Annotated in this window: 14 protein-coding genes and 1 pseudogene; 10 read left to right on the forward strand and 5 right to left on the reverse strand. The window is 58.7% G+C overall.

What is annotated here, in order from left to right; genetic code table 11:
• Positions 1 to 19 precede the first annotated feature (19 nt).
• From F1563_RS05150 to F1563_RS13540, 4 genes and pseudogenes are all read left to right on the forward strand, one after another.
• Positions 20 to 232 carry a hypothetical protein gene (locus F1563_RS05150; RefSeq protein WP_002528450.1) on the forward strand — a complete coding sequence of 71 codons (213 nt, stop codon included), beginning with the start codon at positions 20 to 22 and terminating at the stop codon, positions 230 to 232.
• Positions 229 to 609 (forward strand): TadE/TadG family type IV pilus assembly protein, encoded by a 381-nt coding sequence (locus F1563_RS05155; protein ID WP_172623600.1) that lies wholly within the window; start codon positions 229 to 231, stop codon positions 607 to 609. The genes F1563_RS05150 and F1563_RS05155 overlap by 4 nt, the downstream gene beginning before the upstream one ends.
• Positions 606 to 1,115 (forward strand): TadE/TadG family type IV pilus assembly protein, encoded by a 510-nt coding sequence (locus F1563_RS05160; protein WP_036958397.1) that lies wholly within the window; start codon positions 606 to 608, stop codon positions 1,113 to 1,115. Before F1563_RS05155 ends, F1563_RS05160 begins: the two co-directional genes overlap by 4 nt.
• Positions 1,112 to 3,864 (forward strand): annotated as a pseudogene (locus F1563_RS13540) (AfsR/SARP family transcriptional regulator). The gene F1563_RS05160 and the pseudogene F1563_RS13540 overlap by 4 nt, the downstream one beginning before the upstream one ends.
• Positions 3,865 to 3,910: 46 nt before the next feature.
• Here F1563_RS13540 and F1563_RS05175 read toward each other — a convergent pair.
• The 3 genes from F1563_RS05175 to F1563_RS05185 all read right to left on the reverse strand — a co-directional run bounded on the left by F1563_RS05175 (position 3,911) and on the right by F1563_RS05185 (position 7,996).
• On the reverse strand, positions 3,911 to 5,254 hold the full coding sequence (locus F1563_RS05175; protein WP_002528455.1) for an MFS transporter: 1,344 nt from the start codon (positions 5,252 to 5,254) through the stop codon (positions 3,911 to 3,913).
• Between the two features lie 153 nt (positions 5,255 to 5,407).
• Complete coding sequence (locus tag F1563_RS05180; protein ID WP_007434298.1) at positions 5,408 to 6,058, reverse strand: class II aldolase/adducin family protein; 651 nt, start codon at positions 6,056 to 6,058, stop codon at positions 5,408 to 5,410.
• Between the two features lie 30 nt (positions 6,059 to 6,088).
• A complete protein-coding gene (locus F1563_RS05185; protein WP_002528457.1) occupies positions 6,089 to 7,996 on the reverse strand; it encodes a BglG family transcription antiterminator in 1,908 nt (635 codons plus the stop codon).
• Between the two features lie 230 nt (positions 7,997 to 8,226).
• Between F1563_RS05185 and F1563_RS05190 the strand changes: the two genes are divergently transcribed.
• The 6 genes from F1563_RS05190 (at position 8,227) to F1563_RS05215 (ending at position 13,761) form a co-directional block, all read left to right on the forward strand.
• Positions 8,227 to 9,285, forward strand: coding sequence for an alcohol dehydrogenase catalytic domain-containing protein (locus F1563_RS05190; RefSeq protein ID WP_002533965.1), 1,059 nt, complete (start codon positions 8,227 to 8,229; stop codon positions 9,283 to 9,285).
• Between the two features lie 6 nt (positions 9,286 to 9,291).
• Positions 9,292 to 9,594, forward strand: coding sequence for a PTS sugar transporter subunit IIB (locus F1563_RS05195; protein ID WP_002528461.1), 303 nt, complete (start codon positions 9,292 to 9,294; stop codon positions 9,592 to 9,594).
• A 23-nt stretch (positions 9,595 to 9,617) separates the two neighbouring features.
• Positions 9,618 to 10,874, forward strand: coding sequence for a PTS transporter subunit IIC (locus F1563_RS05200; RefSeq protein WP_002528462.1), 1,257 nt, complete (start codon positions 9,618 to 9,620; stop codon positions 10,872 to 10,874).
• Between the two features lie 64 nt (positions 10,875 to 10,938).
• Entirely contained in the window at positions 10,939 to 11,409 is a 471-nt protein-coding gene (locus F1563_RS05205) for a PTS sugar transporter subunit IIA (protein WP_236894342.1), read from the forward strand.
• Between the two features lie 130 nt (positions 11,410 to 11,539).
• The gene (locus F1563_RS05210) at positions 11,540 to 13,237 is read left to right on the forward strand and encodes a formate--tetrahydrofolate ligase (RefSeq protein ID WP_002533964.1); all 1,698 of its coding nucleotides are present in this window, start codon (positions 11,540 to 11,542) and stop codon (positions 13,235 to 13,237) included.
• Between the two features lie 116 nt (positions 13,238 to 13,353).
• Complete coding sequence (locus F1563_RS05215; protein ID WP_002528467.1) at positions 13,354 to 13,761, forward strand: hypothetical protein; 408 nt, start codon at positions 13,354 to 13,356, stop codon at positions 13,759 to 13,761.
• On the opposite strand, the gene F1563_RS05220 is transcribed toward F1563_RS05215, so the two are convergent.
• Together F1563_RS05220 and F1563_RS05225 are read right to left on the reverse strand one after the other, a co-directional pair.
• Entirely contained in the window at positions 13,758 to 14,279 is a 522-nt protein-coding gene (locus tag F1563_RS05220; protein ID WP_007434302.1) for a hypothetical protein, read from the reverse strand. The two genes, F1563_RS05215 and F1563_RS05220, sit on opposite strands and share 4 nt — an antisense overlap.
• Before the next feature lie 24 nt (positions 14,280 to 14,303).
• On the reverse strand, positions 14,304 to 14,972 hold the full coding sequence (locus F1563_RS05225) for an RNA polymerase sigma factor (RefSeq protein WP_002528469.1): 669 nt from the start codon (positions 14,970 to 14,972) through the stop codon (positions 14,304 to 14,306).
• Positions 14,973 to 15,128 lie beyond the last annotated feature (156 nt).

Here is a 15,128-nt window from a genome sequence, read left to right on the forward strand (position 1 = left end):
ACCGGAAAGGCCGGTGCGAATGACCAAGGAGGTCGCTATGAAACATGTAAACACTGTTGCTTCGGTCGTTCTTCCGATGACAGCGGGGATTTCCCCTCTCGTCGAGAAACGCGACGAGAGGGGACTCAGTCAGTCAACCGAAAACGCCATCTTGTTGGTTGGTGCGGTTTCGATCGCGACGGTGGTTGTCACCGTGATCAAAGGATATGTGTCGTCAAACTTGCCGAAGTGAATCCAGGTCGGACGGAGCGTCGAGAGTGCCGGGAGCGTGGAGTTTCCGAATCTCTCCAGTGGTCGCTGGTGTGGCCCGTTGTCCTGCTGATAGTAGTCGCGGTCATCCAGACCGCGATCGTCCTTCAGGCACGGGCTACCGTCACCGAAGCAGCCCGAGCAGCAGTCCGCGTGCAAGCTTTGCAAGGATCGCACGCCGGTGAGGCCGAAGCTGCTGCGCGCGATGTCGCCCGGACGTCGAAGGTGACCGATGTTACAGTCACAGTGAGTACGTCTGATTCCCTCGTCAGGGTCGATGTTGAAGGACGAGCCGCGGCTTTCTTTGGCGCCACCGTCGCAGTCAAGGGGCATGCCGTCGCCGTCGAGGAGGGGACATGATTCGCCCCTTCCATGGGGGAGCGCTACCTCCTCAAAACCGCATCGGCCCGGTGGGCTATCCTTCCTGCAGCCTCTGCCAGAATCGACGCCATCGGCGCTACCGAGGATCAGTTGCGGTCGAAGCCGTCCTCATTTTGCCTGCTCTTCTCATGTTTGCCGCGGTGGCCACCGGAGGCTGGCGAATGTCTGAAGTAAGGGCTGATGCTCAGTCGGCTGCCCAAGTCGCCGCTCGGGCTGGGTCGGTGACCTCATCAGTTGGCGAGGGCATTGCGGTGGGGCAGCGCGTCGGCATGGCTGAGTTGGCTGGTACCAGGTGCAGTGACCCCGTGATTGCGCTGGACACCTCAGGTCTTGCTCTTCCTGCCGGGTCGGCTGGCACCACATCAGCACGGGTGAGTTGCACCGTCAGGCTGTCTGACCTCCTCGTCCCGGGGATGCCAGGAGCCCTGCACGTCGAGTCGACGGCGCGCTCCACCCTTGACAGTCATCGGGAGAGATATTCATGAAGATCTCAGCTATTCGTGCCCGAATACTTGGTGCCTTGGCCATGGCGGCCCTCCTCGTTCTGGTGGTGGGCTCCCCAGCCGCCCTCGTGGCATGGGGACACCTCGACGCCAGCACTGTGTTACACCCAGCAAGATGGCTGGCTCCTGACGACGGGTCGATCCTCCTCACTGTTGTGACCGTGAGCGGCTGGGTGGCCTGGACGGTGTTCAGTGTCTGCGTCGTCGCTGAGGCCGTCGGGGTAGTCACCAGTCAGCGTTATCACGTGAAGCTTCCTGGTTTGAGCGCGGTTCAGGGGATCGCGGCAGGGTTGTTGGTGGCGAGCCTGACTGTCCTGTCACCGCTGACGCGATCAGCTGTCCCGTCCGTTCCGGTATCAGACGCGGCCGCCGCGGTTGCCACCCCGCAGCCTGCTTCTGAGATTCAGGCCAGTAGCGCGGAGCATGATGAGGGCGTCACTACTGTCACCGTCGGGCCTCATGATGATCTGTGGGCGCTCGCTGAGACCTGGTACGGAGATGGCACCTCTTGGCGACGCATCGCCGCTGCCAACCCCGATGTCGATGTTGATCATCTCGTCGTCGGTCAGCGCCTCGCTCTTCCGGGAGCCACAGTGACCGTGCCTGCCGGGCACACCGGTGCCGGCCGCCCGATCGACGCCGAGGAACTCAACCAGATAGCTCCCCAATCGGAAGCGTCGAAAGCTCGGACCGTCACCGTCGAGCAAGGAGACACCCTCAGCGGGATTGCCCAGACACAGTTAGGGGATGCGTCATCCTGGCCAGCAATCTGGCATCTCAATGAGGGGATCATCGCGGACCCGGATCACATCGAGCCAGGGTGGGAACTGGTCCTTCCGGATTCCGCAGCTGAGGACAAGCAGGCATCTGACCAGCACACCGATGAGACAGCCGGCGCGCGGGTGAAACCGGTCTCTGCCGGGACGCTGACTGGGAACGAACTTCTGCCTGAGGTGGGTGACGACACCACGGCTACTGTGACTGAAGCGACAGCTGGACCTCCAGTGGCTGCTGGGGTGGACGAGGTTGCGAGCATGGCTGAGGTTGGGCAAAACCCTGCCGAGATACTTCGGGCGGGACTAGCTGGCCTGAGTTTATTCCTGGCGGGTGAGGTCGCTGGCACCGTTACAGCTCGACGTCGACAACAGCTCTTTACCCGGCCGCTCGGACGACGCATACCGACAGTATCGGGAGAGCCCCGTCGGGCCAAGCGCGTTCTTGACGCTGCCGTAGACCAGCTTGATGAGTCCCCTCAATGGACGCCGCTGCTCTCACCGACGCCATGACGCCGACCACCGTTGTGCTGGGAACACGCGATTCTCAGATGCCGGTCTTGGTGGATCTTGCGGATATTCGTGGGGTACTAGCGATTAATGCGTCCGGAGACTTGGCTACGGCAATGGTGGCCTCAATCAGCCTGTCTCTCGTTGCGGCGCCGTGGAGTGGCGGAATCGACATCGTTGCGGTGGGTGAGGATCTTGGGTGGCTGGCACATACCGGTAGCGATGATGTGCAACTCGCCGATGAGGACGAGGTTGTTGAGGGGTTGGTTGGTTTTTCCGAGGAAGCCAGCAAGTATCCCGGGACGATCACCAGGGTTGTTCTCTCCTCAAGCCCCCTCGATCTTCCGGACCAAGAGTCCCTTGCTGCGGCGGGCATCGTCATCGTTATGCCGGGGTCAGGTGTCCGGGAGATCATCGTCACCGATTGTGATCATGCGGAGTTCGACGGCCAGCCGTTTACCCCACAGATCGTCACCGCGCCGATGCGTCGTGCCGTTGTGGAATTGCTTGAGACCACCGCTCGGTCTGATACGGAGGCCGCCCCGTGGTGGGAGCCGCGGCGAGGCGGCGAAGAGGGATCCGATCCTCCGCCGGTGATGGCCAAACCCTGCGCTGCGCTGCCACCCAGTGATGCCCATTTGACCGTCGAGGAGGAAACCGTGCTGACGTCGACTATGAGGAGTGATGTTGCCCAGCTGCCCGTCGCCGGCGGACAGGTGCTGTCGCCCATATTGCGGCTTCTCGGCCCGGTTGACCTGTTGGGAGCCCGGGGAAATCCGCCGGCGAAAGCTCGACGGCAATGCTTGGAGTACTGCGCCTGGCTGTTGTGCCATCCAGGGGCGCGCTCTGTCCAGATGGCTGACGCGCTCATGGTTGCTGAGCCGACCCGACGCTCCAATGTCTCCCGGCTGCGCCGTTGGCTCGGCACCGATGACGCTGGCCGCGCCTACTTGCCAGAGGGATACGACGGTTCATTGCGCTTAGTAGATGCAGTGACGAGCGACTGGGAAAGGCTCGAACTGCTGGTTTCTGGGGGAGTATCGACGGCTCCGTTAGCCAACCTTGTGAGTGCCCTCGACCTCGTCCGCGGCGCTCCCCTGGCTGATGCTGCTCCCGGCCAATGGCATTGGGCTGAGGAATGGCGGATTGACATGATCCAGATGGTTCGCGACATCGGGGTTGAGGTGGCCCGACGAGCAATGGAGACGGGAGACGTCGAGTTGGCGTCCCGGGCCCTCGCCAGAGCTACCGTCGCCTGTCCCGAGGATGAAGTGTTGCTGGTGGCTCGCATCAAACTGGCTGACGAACTCGGCGACCGGGGCGAGGTTGAAAGGCTGGTCTACGTGCTGTCTCGTCAGGCGCGACGGCTTGGCGTCGACTTGTCAGAGGAAACTATCACCGTCTTGCAGGAAGTGATGGAGGGTCACGCACGGGCCAGGGTGGTCTGAGGGCGTCGCCCGCAAGGCCAGTGACGCCACCGCATAAGCCGAGGTGTCACTCTTCGGGAGTACCGGTGGGTAACCCGCCGAGGGCGCTGCCCTTGTCAAAGACATCGTCGCCGTGGGCCCGGGTTGCTAGCGCGAAGACCATGGCCACCACGAGGTAGACGATGGCCAGACCGACGATGTGGGGGCCAGACAGGCCCTGGATGGGCAGCACCAACGCAGCCAACGCTGAACCTGCCACGAACATCGCGTTGTACACCATGTCGTAAGCGATGAACACGCGGCCCTTGTAGCCGTCAGAGATGTGTGCCTGACAAATGGTGTCGACACCGGCTTTCAAGGACTGGGCGAAGAGCCCAATGAGGAAGCCAGCCGCAAGTAGACCCCAACGGTTCGGGATGGCACCTGGGAAGGCCTGGATGACCGCGGTCGCCATGAGGAGAGTCATCAGGGCACGACGCATTCCTAGGCGATGCACCAGCATTGGCATGAAGCCTGCCGAGAGCACGAAGCCGGCGCCCATGGCTACGGCCCACACCGTCATGTCTGCCATGGCTCCGTTGATGTCAGACTGCACGTGGAATCGGTTGCGGTACCCCAAGATCATCGCCACTGAGTACACCCCGAACAGCACCCGCTGGGCGCCGATCAGCGTGAGGGAATGTCCCACCAATGGCACTTTCCTCAGATAGCGGAAACCATCCACCACATCCCCAGCTACCGCTCTCATCGTCCGGGAACGATCCACTAATGGTGGGCCAAGCTCCCGACGTGAAAATTGCAGTCCTAAGGCGACCGAGACTGCGAACAGGGTCGCAGATATGCAGAAGACGATCGTATCGGCGTGGTGTATCGGGATATGGCGTCCGGCGATCATGCGCACTGCCGCAGCAACGACCGCACCGATCATGAGTCCTAGCGGGCCAATCGTTGGCATGATCGACGAGGCCGTCAGGTAGTCGCGTTTGTCGATGGTGTACTCCAACCCGGCGACCAAGGCGGTGAGCAAGAACCGGTTGAGGCTCATCGCGATGAGTAACCCAATGAGCAAGATCAGGTGAGAGGGTCGATCGCGCGCACCATCCCAGACGAGGATCCCCAAGCCGATCGCAATGAGGCAGCGCAGCCCATCGGTGTAGACGAGGATGCGCTGACGTGACCAGCGGTCGAGCACGACGGAGACGAAGGGGCCAATGATGCTGAAGGGCAGCAGGGTGATAGCTAGCACCATGGCTATGGACCATGCGTCAGGCTGCTGCTCCGGGGAGAGCAGGACGTAGGAAGCCATCCCAACCTGGAGGGTGCCGTCAGCCGCCTGGGTGGCTATACGAACCCCGAGAATCTTGCGGAAATCGCGGCGTTGCCACAGGTGGCGCAGGTTCTGCCAGAACAATGCGGCTCTCCATTCGTCGACCGGTTCGATCCTAGACGGACGGAGGATTCAGGGTCCGGGCAGCGCGGGGCCACACGGGAGGCGTGTGCGGATCTGGTCACCTCGGTGAGACGGCTGTGGGAGAGTCATCCCTGTTGGGACGCAACTGAATCGTCACTGTTCTGGGAGCCGACTTGATGAGTACTCCTTGATTGCTTCCACTTGAAAGGTGATCTGTTGTTCATTAAGGACCTTCACCGGTCGGCCGGTGGACATCGCTCGAAGTTGGACCTCGCAGATGTACTCCAGATACGGCAGTAGGGAGAGTGCCGTGTCTAGGGTTGGGCCGATCGTGATGGCGCCATGATTGCTCATGAGCGCACCCTGACGTCCGTCGAGTGCTGTCACCACGTTGTGGGCCAGTTCGTCGGTGCCGAAGTTGGCATAGGCGGAAACTCGGATCGGCCCTCCGAACATGGCTGAGTAGTAGTGCGAGAACGGGACCTCGTCGCACACCAGACCAAGCGCGGTGGACGCAGGGGCGTGGTTGTGGGTGATCCCACGAGCGTCCGTGGAGTGATAGACGGCCAAGTGGAGAGGCAGTTCGCTAGATGGTTTGAGTTGTGCCTCGACGACCTCCCCATTGAGATCGTGGACGCCAACGAGGTCTGCCGTGAGGTCCTCGTACGGTACGGCGGATGGTGAGATGCACACCTTGTTGCCGACTCGGACCGAGACGTTGCCGGCCGTGCCAACAACAAGTCCCTTCCGTTGCAACTCCTGGCAGACATCCACCACTGCTTGCCGTTCACCCTGACAAATCATGAATATACCTCGATTCATTGTGTTTGTCTGTTAATTAGGCTCCGTCAACTCATCTTTCAGGAAATCCACGAACTGGTCGAAATCGGATACCTTACGGAGCTCGTTGTACAGAGTCGGATCATACAGAAGGCTGATAAGCGGTTGATAGAAATTCAGGAACTCATCATAGTCATCGGCATTGGTAGCAAGCATGAGGATCAGCGTCACGTCCGACAGCCCCCACCTCACGGGGGAAGAAGGAAAGAGGACACACACTTTTGTCTCATGCGCAAGAAAATCCATCGCATGTGGCACAGCAAACCGTCTGGCGAAGCAAGTGGGTGAATAGGTCTCCCGCAGTCGCACCGACTCGGAAAACTCGGCAGGTACAACATTGTGGTCCTGCAATCGGTTGCACATGAGGGAAATTGCGGAATCGGAATCACTAACCTGAGCATCAACGAAAAAGAGATCGGGGTCTAAGAACTTGCGCAATGATTGCGACAGGTGAAGCCTGATCTTGGATTGTGAGGACTTGAGCAGAGCCTGGTCGAGGGCAATGAAGTCCAAGTCTGATAGCAACGCGCTCACTTGCACGCAGGGGCAGGACATAGAGCTTTCATCGGTCGTCGAGATCACCAGCTCGCACGGCTCCAAGTCGACTCCATCCAATGTTGTTACGACATCGAGAATGCTGAGGCGGTCCCGGTACCTGTTGAAAAGACCCGTCAAGACCCAATCACGGAGAGCTTGGTAGTCCGGACAGACAACGATGGTGTGAGTCGTGTCCATGGGAGACCTCGATGGAAGGGTGTGAAGGCCCAAGTAGACAGCGAGGAGCCCGATCTCATCATCGGGGAAGGATATTCCGAGGGTCTTGTTGAGTAGATCAGCCAGGTAGACGGCGACGTCATACAGCAGTGGGGATCTTGCACGAAGAGACTCTTGAAGATTGTTTCTGAAGAAAGGGATCGATCTGCTCCGTGTCGATAGGCGTTCCACGTGGGCCGCGATGTCTGAATCGAGTTTCGATCTGTCAGCTGACAGGCCGAAATGATTGATGGCATCGTCAAGGCAGTCCTGAACCACTTTGAAGACACGATCCGGCTCGACGTCGTGGCTGTCGTTCGGCCTGTCGGTGTGTGGATCAAGAGCAAGACCGATGACGCTATGCACGTACGCCCGGTCCACAGGATGGACCGCAAGGTCAGGATACGTGCCCTCGAGTGAGGATAGGACCTGTTCGGCCAGTTGCGTTATATCCTCGTCCAGGGACGGAATGACACTGGGGTCCACATCCACCCTAAAGTGACTTCGTTGTAAGCAGATCGCAAGATTCACGACTGTGTTCGACAGATGAATGTCGTCCGCATGGAGGTCATGGTCCGCGATGACACTCACGAGGTTGCGTCTGATCACTCCCAGATCAACGTCCGGTAGATAGCGGTTCAGCCTCTCGTCCTGGCCCACCACGACGTCCATGGCATTGTGGACAAACTCTCCGAGAAGATGTCGAATGTCCAGCTCGGAGCCAACAAGCGCAACGTCAGCTCCGTGCACCTCAATATGAAGACCGTGCTTTTCTACCTGGGGCTTGAGGCGTTGCAGAGCCGTACGCGTGACCGATTCGCTCATGAAGCATTCAACCATGATTTCATAAATATCGGTACGGGGTCGGGACAGCAGGAAGAGAAGAATTCTTTCCTGATGATCCAGGTGCGTCGCCAAGTCTGATGTCCTGCCAAGGAGATCACCGTACGCACGTCGGTTCAGGGTATATCCATGGGCGGAGGCTTCAATGATTTCCGACCTTGTCATACCGTTGATACGGGCGATGTCATAACGCAGGGTCCGTGAACTGACCCCGAGCAATGCAGCAAGGTCCGATCCAGTCGTGGCGGAATGAACCTCGCTGAGAAGTTGCAGCAACAATGCTTGCCGTTCGGAAAAGCGAATCATACGAAGCACCTGTACGCCAGTGTAATTGGTGGCCTTATGGTGGGGACAGCCCGGAACTTGCCTAGGGGGAGGCAGAAGAGCAATGCCTACCGCCCGGCACTCATTTGGATCTCATCCGCTGGGTAACCGTCGATGCCGTGCTGGCAACAAGATGGTAATGGACCACGAATGGCTTGTGGTGAAAATATCAGTGTTACGTCTGGCGAGCCGTACACGAGGAAGTGGTGCAGATGGACGCCTTAATGGATGCCGCAGTGATGCATGGGCCTGGTGACGTGAGATTTGAAAGAGTCCCGATACCGACCTGTCCTGAGGGTGGATTCGTACTTAAGGTCGAAGCGGTTGGTCTGTGTGGGTCTGATATTCGTAACCTGTCGACAGACTCACGGAAAGGCGATTATCCCTTCATCTATGGTCATGAAGTCGTCGGATGCGTTCATGAGGTTGCGCCTGGCGTTGACGGCGTGGCCATGGGTGAGCGTCTGTACATCTACCCGGAGGCTCATTGTCTCAGGTGCGAAAACTGTCGTTCTGGCCGAAGTAACCAGTGCACCGACGTCGATTCCTACGTGAAACGCCCAGGCGGCTTCGCGGAATACATCTCATATACCGCCACACGCCTGGAACGGGGTGCCATGTACCACGTCCCTGAGTCCGTTGATCCGGTTCGGGCATCATTGGCGGAACCGTTGTCGTCGACATACGCATGTGTGGAGAACATCGACGTGTGTCTCGGCGACACCGTCGCGATCTTGGGGGCCGGGCCAATTGGTGTGAACCTCGCCATTCTGAGCAAGATGCGAGGAGCATCCAAAGTCATTGTGGCGGACGTGAATGGGGACCGATTAGATCGCCTTGGCCCGTTCGGTGTCGATGAGGTCGTCGATGGCTCGATGTGCGATGTCGTCGACACGATCCTGTTACTTACGCATTCGCGAGGAGTGGACAAGGCGATCTCGGCGAATCCGAGTACCACCTCGCAGCAACAGATATTGGAGATCACCAGGGCAGGCGGTACGGCTGTGTTTTTCGGGGGTGTTCCTCGAGGCAGCACTGCCGAATTGGACACCAACCTGATCCATTACAAAAGCCTGTGGGTCTACGGCCACTACGGTGCCACGAGCATCCAGGTCCAGCGGGCGTTCGAGCTGGCCCTTGACCCGAAGTACCCGGCAGAGTCCATCGTGAGTCACGTGCTGCCGCTTGCGAGGATCAACGAAGCCATCGAACTGACACGAAGTGGCGAGGCGCTCAAGGTCGTGCTGAAGCCAACGCTCAAGGAAGGATGAACAATCATGGCGAATGAGGTCAAGATCCTGATCGCGTGTGGGTCAGGCATCGCAACGTCAACCGTTGCGCAGGAGAAGGTGAAGCAGATCCTCCAGGAGGCCGGGATTCCAGCTCGGATCACGAAGGGGACCGTCGGTCAGGTGCAGACGCTTCAGGATGGCGTGGACGTCGTGATGCTGACGACTCGGTACCCGAAGCCCCTGAAGAAGCCTCTTGTTCAGGTTTTTGGCCTGATCTCGGGCATTAATGAGGACACAATCAGAGACGAGATTGTGAGCACGTGTCGGTCAGTCCTCGAGGCTGAATAAGAGGCGTGTGGGGAGAGGTCTAGATGACTATCATCAAGGGGATCCTTGACATCGGAGCCGTGGTTATGCTCCCGATCGTCATGTTGATCCTGTGTCTCATTTTCAGGATGCCTTTCGGTAAATCCCTCAAGGCAGGCCTGATGATCGGCATTGGTTTCTCGGGTCTTTCCTTGGTCATCGGTGCCCTCATGACGACGGTTGATCCGGCCATCAAGTACTACCAGCACATGGGCAAGGGCTTTACTACGGTCGATGTCGGGTGGGCGGCTGTCGGCGCTGCCTCCTTTGGGGTGCCATTCGCGGCACCAGCCATTCTCTTGGTCGTGTTCGTCAACGTCGTCATGATCATGTTGAAGTGGATCAATGTACTCAATGTCGATATCTGGAACTTCATCCATTTCCTGATTCCCGGCACGTTAGCCTATGCGTTGACTGGCAGCTTCTGGATCGGACTGGGGACAGTGATCCTGCTGTCAGTCATCGATCTATTCGTGGCACAGAAGGTCGCACCGAAATGGCAAGAATACTACGGACTCACGGGTACGACGTGTTCGACACTCTCCTTCATCACGTACGCCTGGCCGTTGGCTATGGGGCTGAACTGGGTCATTGGAAGAATTCCTGGTGTCAGGAAGATTGATTTTTCCATGGAAAAGGTCGGCGAGAAGCTCGGGTTCTTTGGTGACACGGCGTTCATCGGTCTCATTGTGGGTGTTTTCCTGGGCCTGATCACTCGCCAGAGCTGGCAGAATGTGTTAGTCATGGGGATGGGTATTGCCACCGTCCTTGTGCTGCTTCCTCGCATGGTGGCGGTCATGATGGAGGGGTTGTCGACTGTCGGTGAAGGCGCGAGCGCCTTCATGAAGCGCCAGCTGAAGAAAGATAAGGGTGATCAGGAGCGTGAGCTGTACATTGGTATGGATGTGGCGCTCGCATTGGGTGATCCTGCTGCCATCACGACGACGGTTCTCATGATCCCATTGACGATTGCGTTCGCCTTCATCATTCCCGGAATGAATTACTTCCCTGTTGGAATGTTGACGGTCATCGTCTACATGATCCCGATGATTTGCCTCGCAACAAAAGGAAATATGTTCAGAGCTGTTATTATTTCGGCGATCTACATCTTCATCGTGGAGTGGTGCACGTCGATTTTTGCGCCTGAAGCGACTGCAATGATGCATGCGACAGGTATCAAGGTGAGCGGCTCTGTGACTGATTCCTTCTTTGGTTATAATCTGCCAAACGTGATCATCTCAATTCTACATAGGTTGTTCTGAGTTCGGGTTCCGCGTCGACGCCGGATGGTGAGCAACGTGAAATTTTTGCAGTCGATTTTGGGAAGTGCTGTCAGGGATGAGTGGGATCCTGGATACGAAGCTGTTTCACATCCGTCTCGATGTGAAAGGTCGAGATGAGTTATTCGAGACTATGGCGTTAGGCCTGGTGAACAGCGAAAGAGTGAAGCCGTCTTTTCTGAAAGGCTTAATGGATCGGGAGGAGATTTTTCCGACCGGTCTACCCATCAGCGGAGGCGTTGCCATTCCGCATACCGACGCTGTGCACGTACTGCTCGACTCGATCTCCGTGGCGACGCTCATTCATCCAGTGGGGTTTCGTGAGATGGCTAGGACGGACGACACCGAGCTGCCTGTGGATGTCGTGGTGATGCTAGCCCTGGCAGATTCTGAAAGTCATCTTGATGTGCTGCAGCAGGTTCTGAGCTGGGTGAGGGATGGTGAGTTCATCAACCGTCTCCGCGGATGCCGGGACGAGGAGGAGGCCTTTACTCTCCTGGCTGGTCGCGTGCGGTGATCCAGTTCTACCGGGAACTGACCCGGCCTCACCCTCGATGGTCATCGTCCCACGCGGCATCGGTTGCCGGAGGATGGCAGCTTGGGCACCCCCGCGTGCGCGTTAACTGGCCAGAACGGCATGATTGGCTATGACAATGAAGTCGGATCTCGAAATTGCCCGTGAAGCCCATCTTGACCCCATCGAGAAGGTCGCAGCCCGAGCTGGCATAGATGCGAAGTACCTGGAGCCTTATGGGCGTGACGTTGCGAAAGTAGACCTTAACGTCATCAAGGACAACAGGGATCATCCTCGCGGAAAATACGTAGTCGTCACGGCCATTACCCCGACGCCCCTTGGTGAGGGCAAGACGACCACCGCTGTTGGTCTAGCCCAGGGACTAGAGAAGATCGGCAAGCACAGCGTCCTGGCCCTGCGTCAACCATCGATGGGCCCGACCTTCGGAATCAAGGGCGGTGCCGCTGGTGCCGGGTATTCCCAAGTGCTGCCGATGGAGAAGCTCAATCTGCACTTGACCGGCGACTTCCACGCGATCGGCGCAGCTCACAACCTACTTGCCGCCATGATCGACAACCACCTGCATCAAGGCAATGAACTCGGCATCGAACCTCACTCGATCTCGTGGCGTCGCGTCGTTGATATCAATGACCGCGCTCTGCGCAACACCATCGTCGGTCTTGGATCGAGGGTCGACGGTGTGCCTCGCGAGACCGGGTTCGACATCACTGCAGCCAGTGAGGTTGGCGTCATCCTGGCCTTGGCTACGTCATTGTCTGATCTGCGTGCTCGCTTGGGACGTATTGTCATCGGCTACAACCGCTCCAAAGAGCCAGTAACCGCCGAAGATCTGCACGCCGCCGGATCAATGGCGGTCATCCTCAAGGACGCCATCAAGCCGAATCTGTTACAAACCACCGAGAACAGCCCGGTCCTCGTCCACGCTGGCCCCTTTGGCAACATCGCTACCGGTAACTCCTCGGTCATCGCAGACCGCGTCGGTATCGGTTGCGGTGACTACCTACTCACCGAGGCCGGATTTGGTGCAGATATGGGAGCCGAGCGGTTTTTCAACATTAAGTGCCGCCTCGGCGGGATGCGCCCCGATGCTGCCGTCCTCGTCGTGACAGTGCGTGCGCTTAAGACCCACGCCGGTCGCTACAAGGTCGTTCCCGGAAAGCCTCTGCCCTCGGCGATGCTGGAAGACAACCCTGACGACGTGCTCGCTGGTGTTGCCAACCTGCGTAAGCATATTGAGATTGTTCGCGAGTTCGGCGTATCCCCGGTTGTGGCACTCAATGTTTTCCCGTCCGACCATCCTGACGAGATCGATGCCGTCCGTAAGGTCGCTGAGGTTGCCGGAGCCCATTTTGCCTCGTCAACCCACGTCGTCAATGGCGGCGACGGCGCGGTCGACCTGGCTCGCGCAGTCGCCGCAGCCTGTGATCAGAAGACCGACTTCCGCTACACCTACGGCCTTGAGGACTCCTTGGTTGACAAGCTGAACAAGGTTGCTACCAAGGTTTATGGGGCTGACGGGATCGACATCGCCCCGGCTGCGGCTAAGGAACTTACCCACTTCGAAGGTCTTGGCTACGGCACATTTCCGGTTGTCATCGCAAAGACTCACCTGTCCCTGTCCCATGACCCAAACCTCAAGGGTGCTCCGACCGGCTGGCGGCTGCCGGTGCGCGAGGTGAGGGCCGCCGTCGGAGCTGGATACATCTACGCGATCTGCGGCGATATGCGCACCATGCCCGGGCTGGGTCGTCACCCGGCTGCCGAGAGGATCGATATCGACAGTAACGGTGATACCGTCGGACTGTTCTGACGCCAACGGATTGGCGACACCGCTCGTCGGTATTTGGGTGGGCGCTGGTAAAGCGTGACCGTTCTGACGGTGCCCGTAGGCTGTCCAGCTGCACAGTTCAGCCTGGTCCACAGGGGATGCCGTACCCTAGACTCGTGACCAGTAAACATGCTGTGGACGCACGCCTCCGTATTGAACTTGACGAGAGAGCGCGCCGCCAGGAGGCTGCTCAAGCCCAGCGACTCATTGATGAGTTCCTCGTCACGGCTCGCGTTAAGGGGATGACACCCGTGCCGCTGCGCGCCCAGCTCATGGACGGCCACGAAGCGCGCACTGACAAACGAGGCTGGTACCTTAACGCCAAGCATTCCCTCGCCATCGGAGAGAACGGGGAATACTACCAACTCGTCGTCCCCGGTGGATTTGCCGAGCGACTGCGCGGGGTCAGGCTTCACCCCTCCCTGCCTCCGATGCACATCGGACGAGGCGGTCGGGACGGTGAGACCGGAGACCTTAAAGAGTTCCTGATGTGGCTGTGCCGTTAGGCTTCGACGGTGGCTGGAGTGCGACGCTGACCACCGACGCGATGGCGTCTTTTGGATTTCAAATAGTCACGTCCAAACCATGCTGTCATGATGACAGCGCTGGCGAGAAATCCCCAGGGGATCAGACGCATACCCAGGATGGTGTGGTCACGCACCGTCACGATGGCCTCATCTGGATGGCCCGGTGTGGCCTGGATAACCAGATCGACTTTCTGGCCCACGTGGTACTTCTTAGCGTCCCGGTAGGGGTTCGATGAGATCGTGTCCGTCGTCCCGTCATAGGTGTACGAAATGAGCGCAACATTGCCGCCTTCGGCGTGCATGAGGTATCTGGTGGCACCGGTACTGACGGAGTGGTGCAAGTAGACGGCCTCAACGGTCCCTTGGACGATCTGGCCGTCACGGATGAATTTGTCGCTGCGGTCAGCCAGTACGAGGTACAGGCACCCCACGGTCGCGAGATAGATCACCCCGAGCAGAGCCATGACACGCTTGAACTTCGTCACAGCGAACAGCATACGTTGCACGCACCGTAACCTCATTCACGACGCGGCGAGCAGCTCGTCACGGTGCTGTCGCATGGCCCGGCTCGCTCGAGAGCATCGAGCTCGCACTGCGGTGGGACTGGTGTTGTGACGTTGTGCGGCAGTAGCGCAATCCAACGCGTCCACCCACACACTTCGCAATACTGGTGCGCTAGCCGGGGTGATGATTCCAAGCTTCTCAGCTGCACTGAGCATGTCCGACGCCACCCGCCCTGGTTCTTGAACCTCTGGTGCGCTGATGTCGATCGATTCGGAAGGGGTCTCAGGGCTGCTGCGTTGGCGTCGAGATGAGATGGCATGCAGACAGTCCAAAGCTACGTTCGTGCATACCTTGTTGGTACGGGACAACGGGAAGTTGGTGATGACCATCCAAGCCTCGCCGATGTAGTCGTCTAGACAGGCCTGACGATCGCGGCTGGCGATCATGACCAGAGTAGGAAGAATCGCTTGAATCAAAGCCATTCCGGCGAATTCGGACGTCGCCCCATTGCGGGCCGCAATGAGAGCGCGAAGTGCGGCAGCGTCGTCTTGATGCAGTCGTTGGGGAAGGTCTTCCGGACGGCACCCACGACAGATCGCGTCGGCGCGCCACCGAGCGTAGGGATGGGAGCACAATTCCTGCCAGAGGGAGTGGAGACGGCAGGGTGTGGTGGACGTGAAGGTCATGGCAGCACCTTTCGGATAAGCGATGCCCTAAGTCCATCGAAGTGATGTTGCTTGCGGTGTTGCCCGCATCGGTCCAGGTGTTGCCCTTTTCGGCGTCAGTGTTGTCCTTGTTATGCGTAGTGTTGTCCGACCAGCCGCTGTGAAAACCGGCCGTGC

This window comes from Cutibacterium modestum, from assembly GCF_008326345.1.
In the GTDB taxonomy this organism is placed as follows: Bacteria; Actinomycetota; Actinomycetes; order Propionibacteriales; family Propionibacteriaceae; genus Cutibacterium; species Cutibacterium modestum.

What these genes read in the sequence shown, in the direction of transcription:
- F1563_RS05150 (WP_002528450.1), top strand. Translation starts at nt 20, where the DNA reads ATGACCAAGGAGGTCGCTATGAAACATGTAAACACTGTTGCTTCGGTC.
- F1563_RS05160 (WP_036958397.1), top strand. Translation starts at nt 606, where the DNA reads ATGATTCGCCCCTTCCATGGGGGAGCGCTACCTCCTCAAAACCGCATC.
- F1563_RS05180 (WP_007434298.1), bottom strand. Translation starts at nt 6,058, where the DNA reads ATGATTTGTCAGGGTGAACGGCAAGCAGTGGTGGATGTCTGCCAGGAG.
- F1563_RS05185 (WP_002528457.1), bottom strand. Translation starts at nt 7,996, where the DNA reads ATGATTCGCTTTTCCGAACGGCAAGCATTGTTGCTGCAACTTCTCAGC.
- F1563_RS05190 (WP_002533965.1), top strand. Translation starts at nt 8,227, where the DNA reads ATGGACGCCTTAATGGATGCCGCAGTGATGCATGGGCCTGGTGACGTG.
- F1563_RS05195 (WP_002528461.1), top strand. Translation starts at nt 9,292, where the DNA reads ATGGCGAATGAGGTCAAGATCCTGATCGCGTGTGGGTCAGGCATCGCA.
- F1563_RS05200 (WP_002528462.1), top strand. Translation starts at nt 9,618, where the DNA reads ATGACTATCATCAAGGGGATCCTTGACATCGGAGCCGTGGTTATGCTC.
- F1563_RS05210 (WP_002533964.1), top strand. Translation starts at nt 11,540, where the DNA reads ATGACAATGAAGTCGGATCTCGAAATTGCCCGTGAAGCCCATCTTGAC.
- F1563_RS05215 (WP_002528467.1), top strand. Translation starts at nt 13,354, where the DNA reads ATGCCGTACCCTAGACTCGTGACCAGTAAACATGCTGTGGACGCACGC.
- F1563_RS05220 (WP_007434302.1), bottom strand. Translation starts at nt 14,279, where the DNA reads ATGCTGTTCGCTGTGACGAAGTTCAAGCGTGTCATGGCTCTGCTCGGG.
- F1563_RS05225 (WP_002528469.1), bottom strand. Translation starts at nt 14,972, where the DNA reads ATGACCTTCACGTCCACCACACCCTGCCGTCTCCACTCCCTCTGGCAG.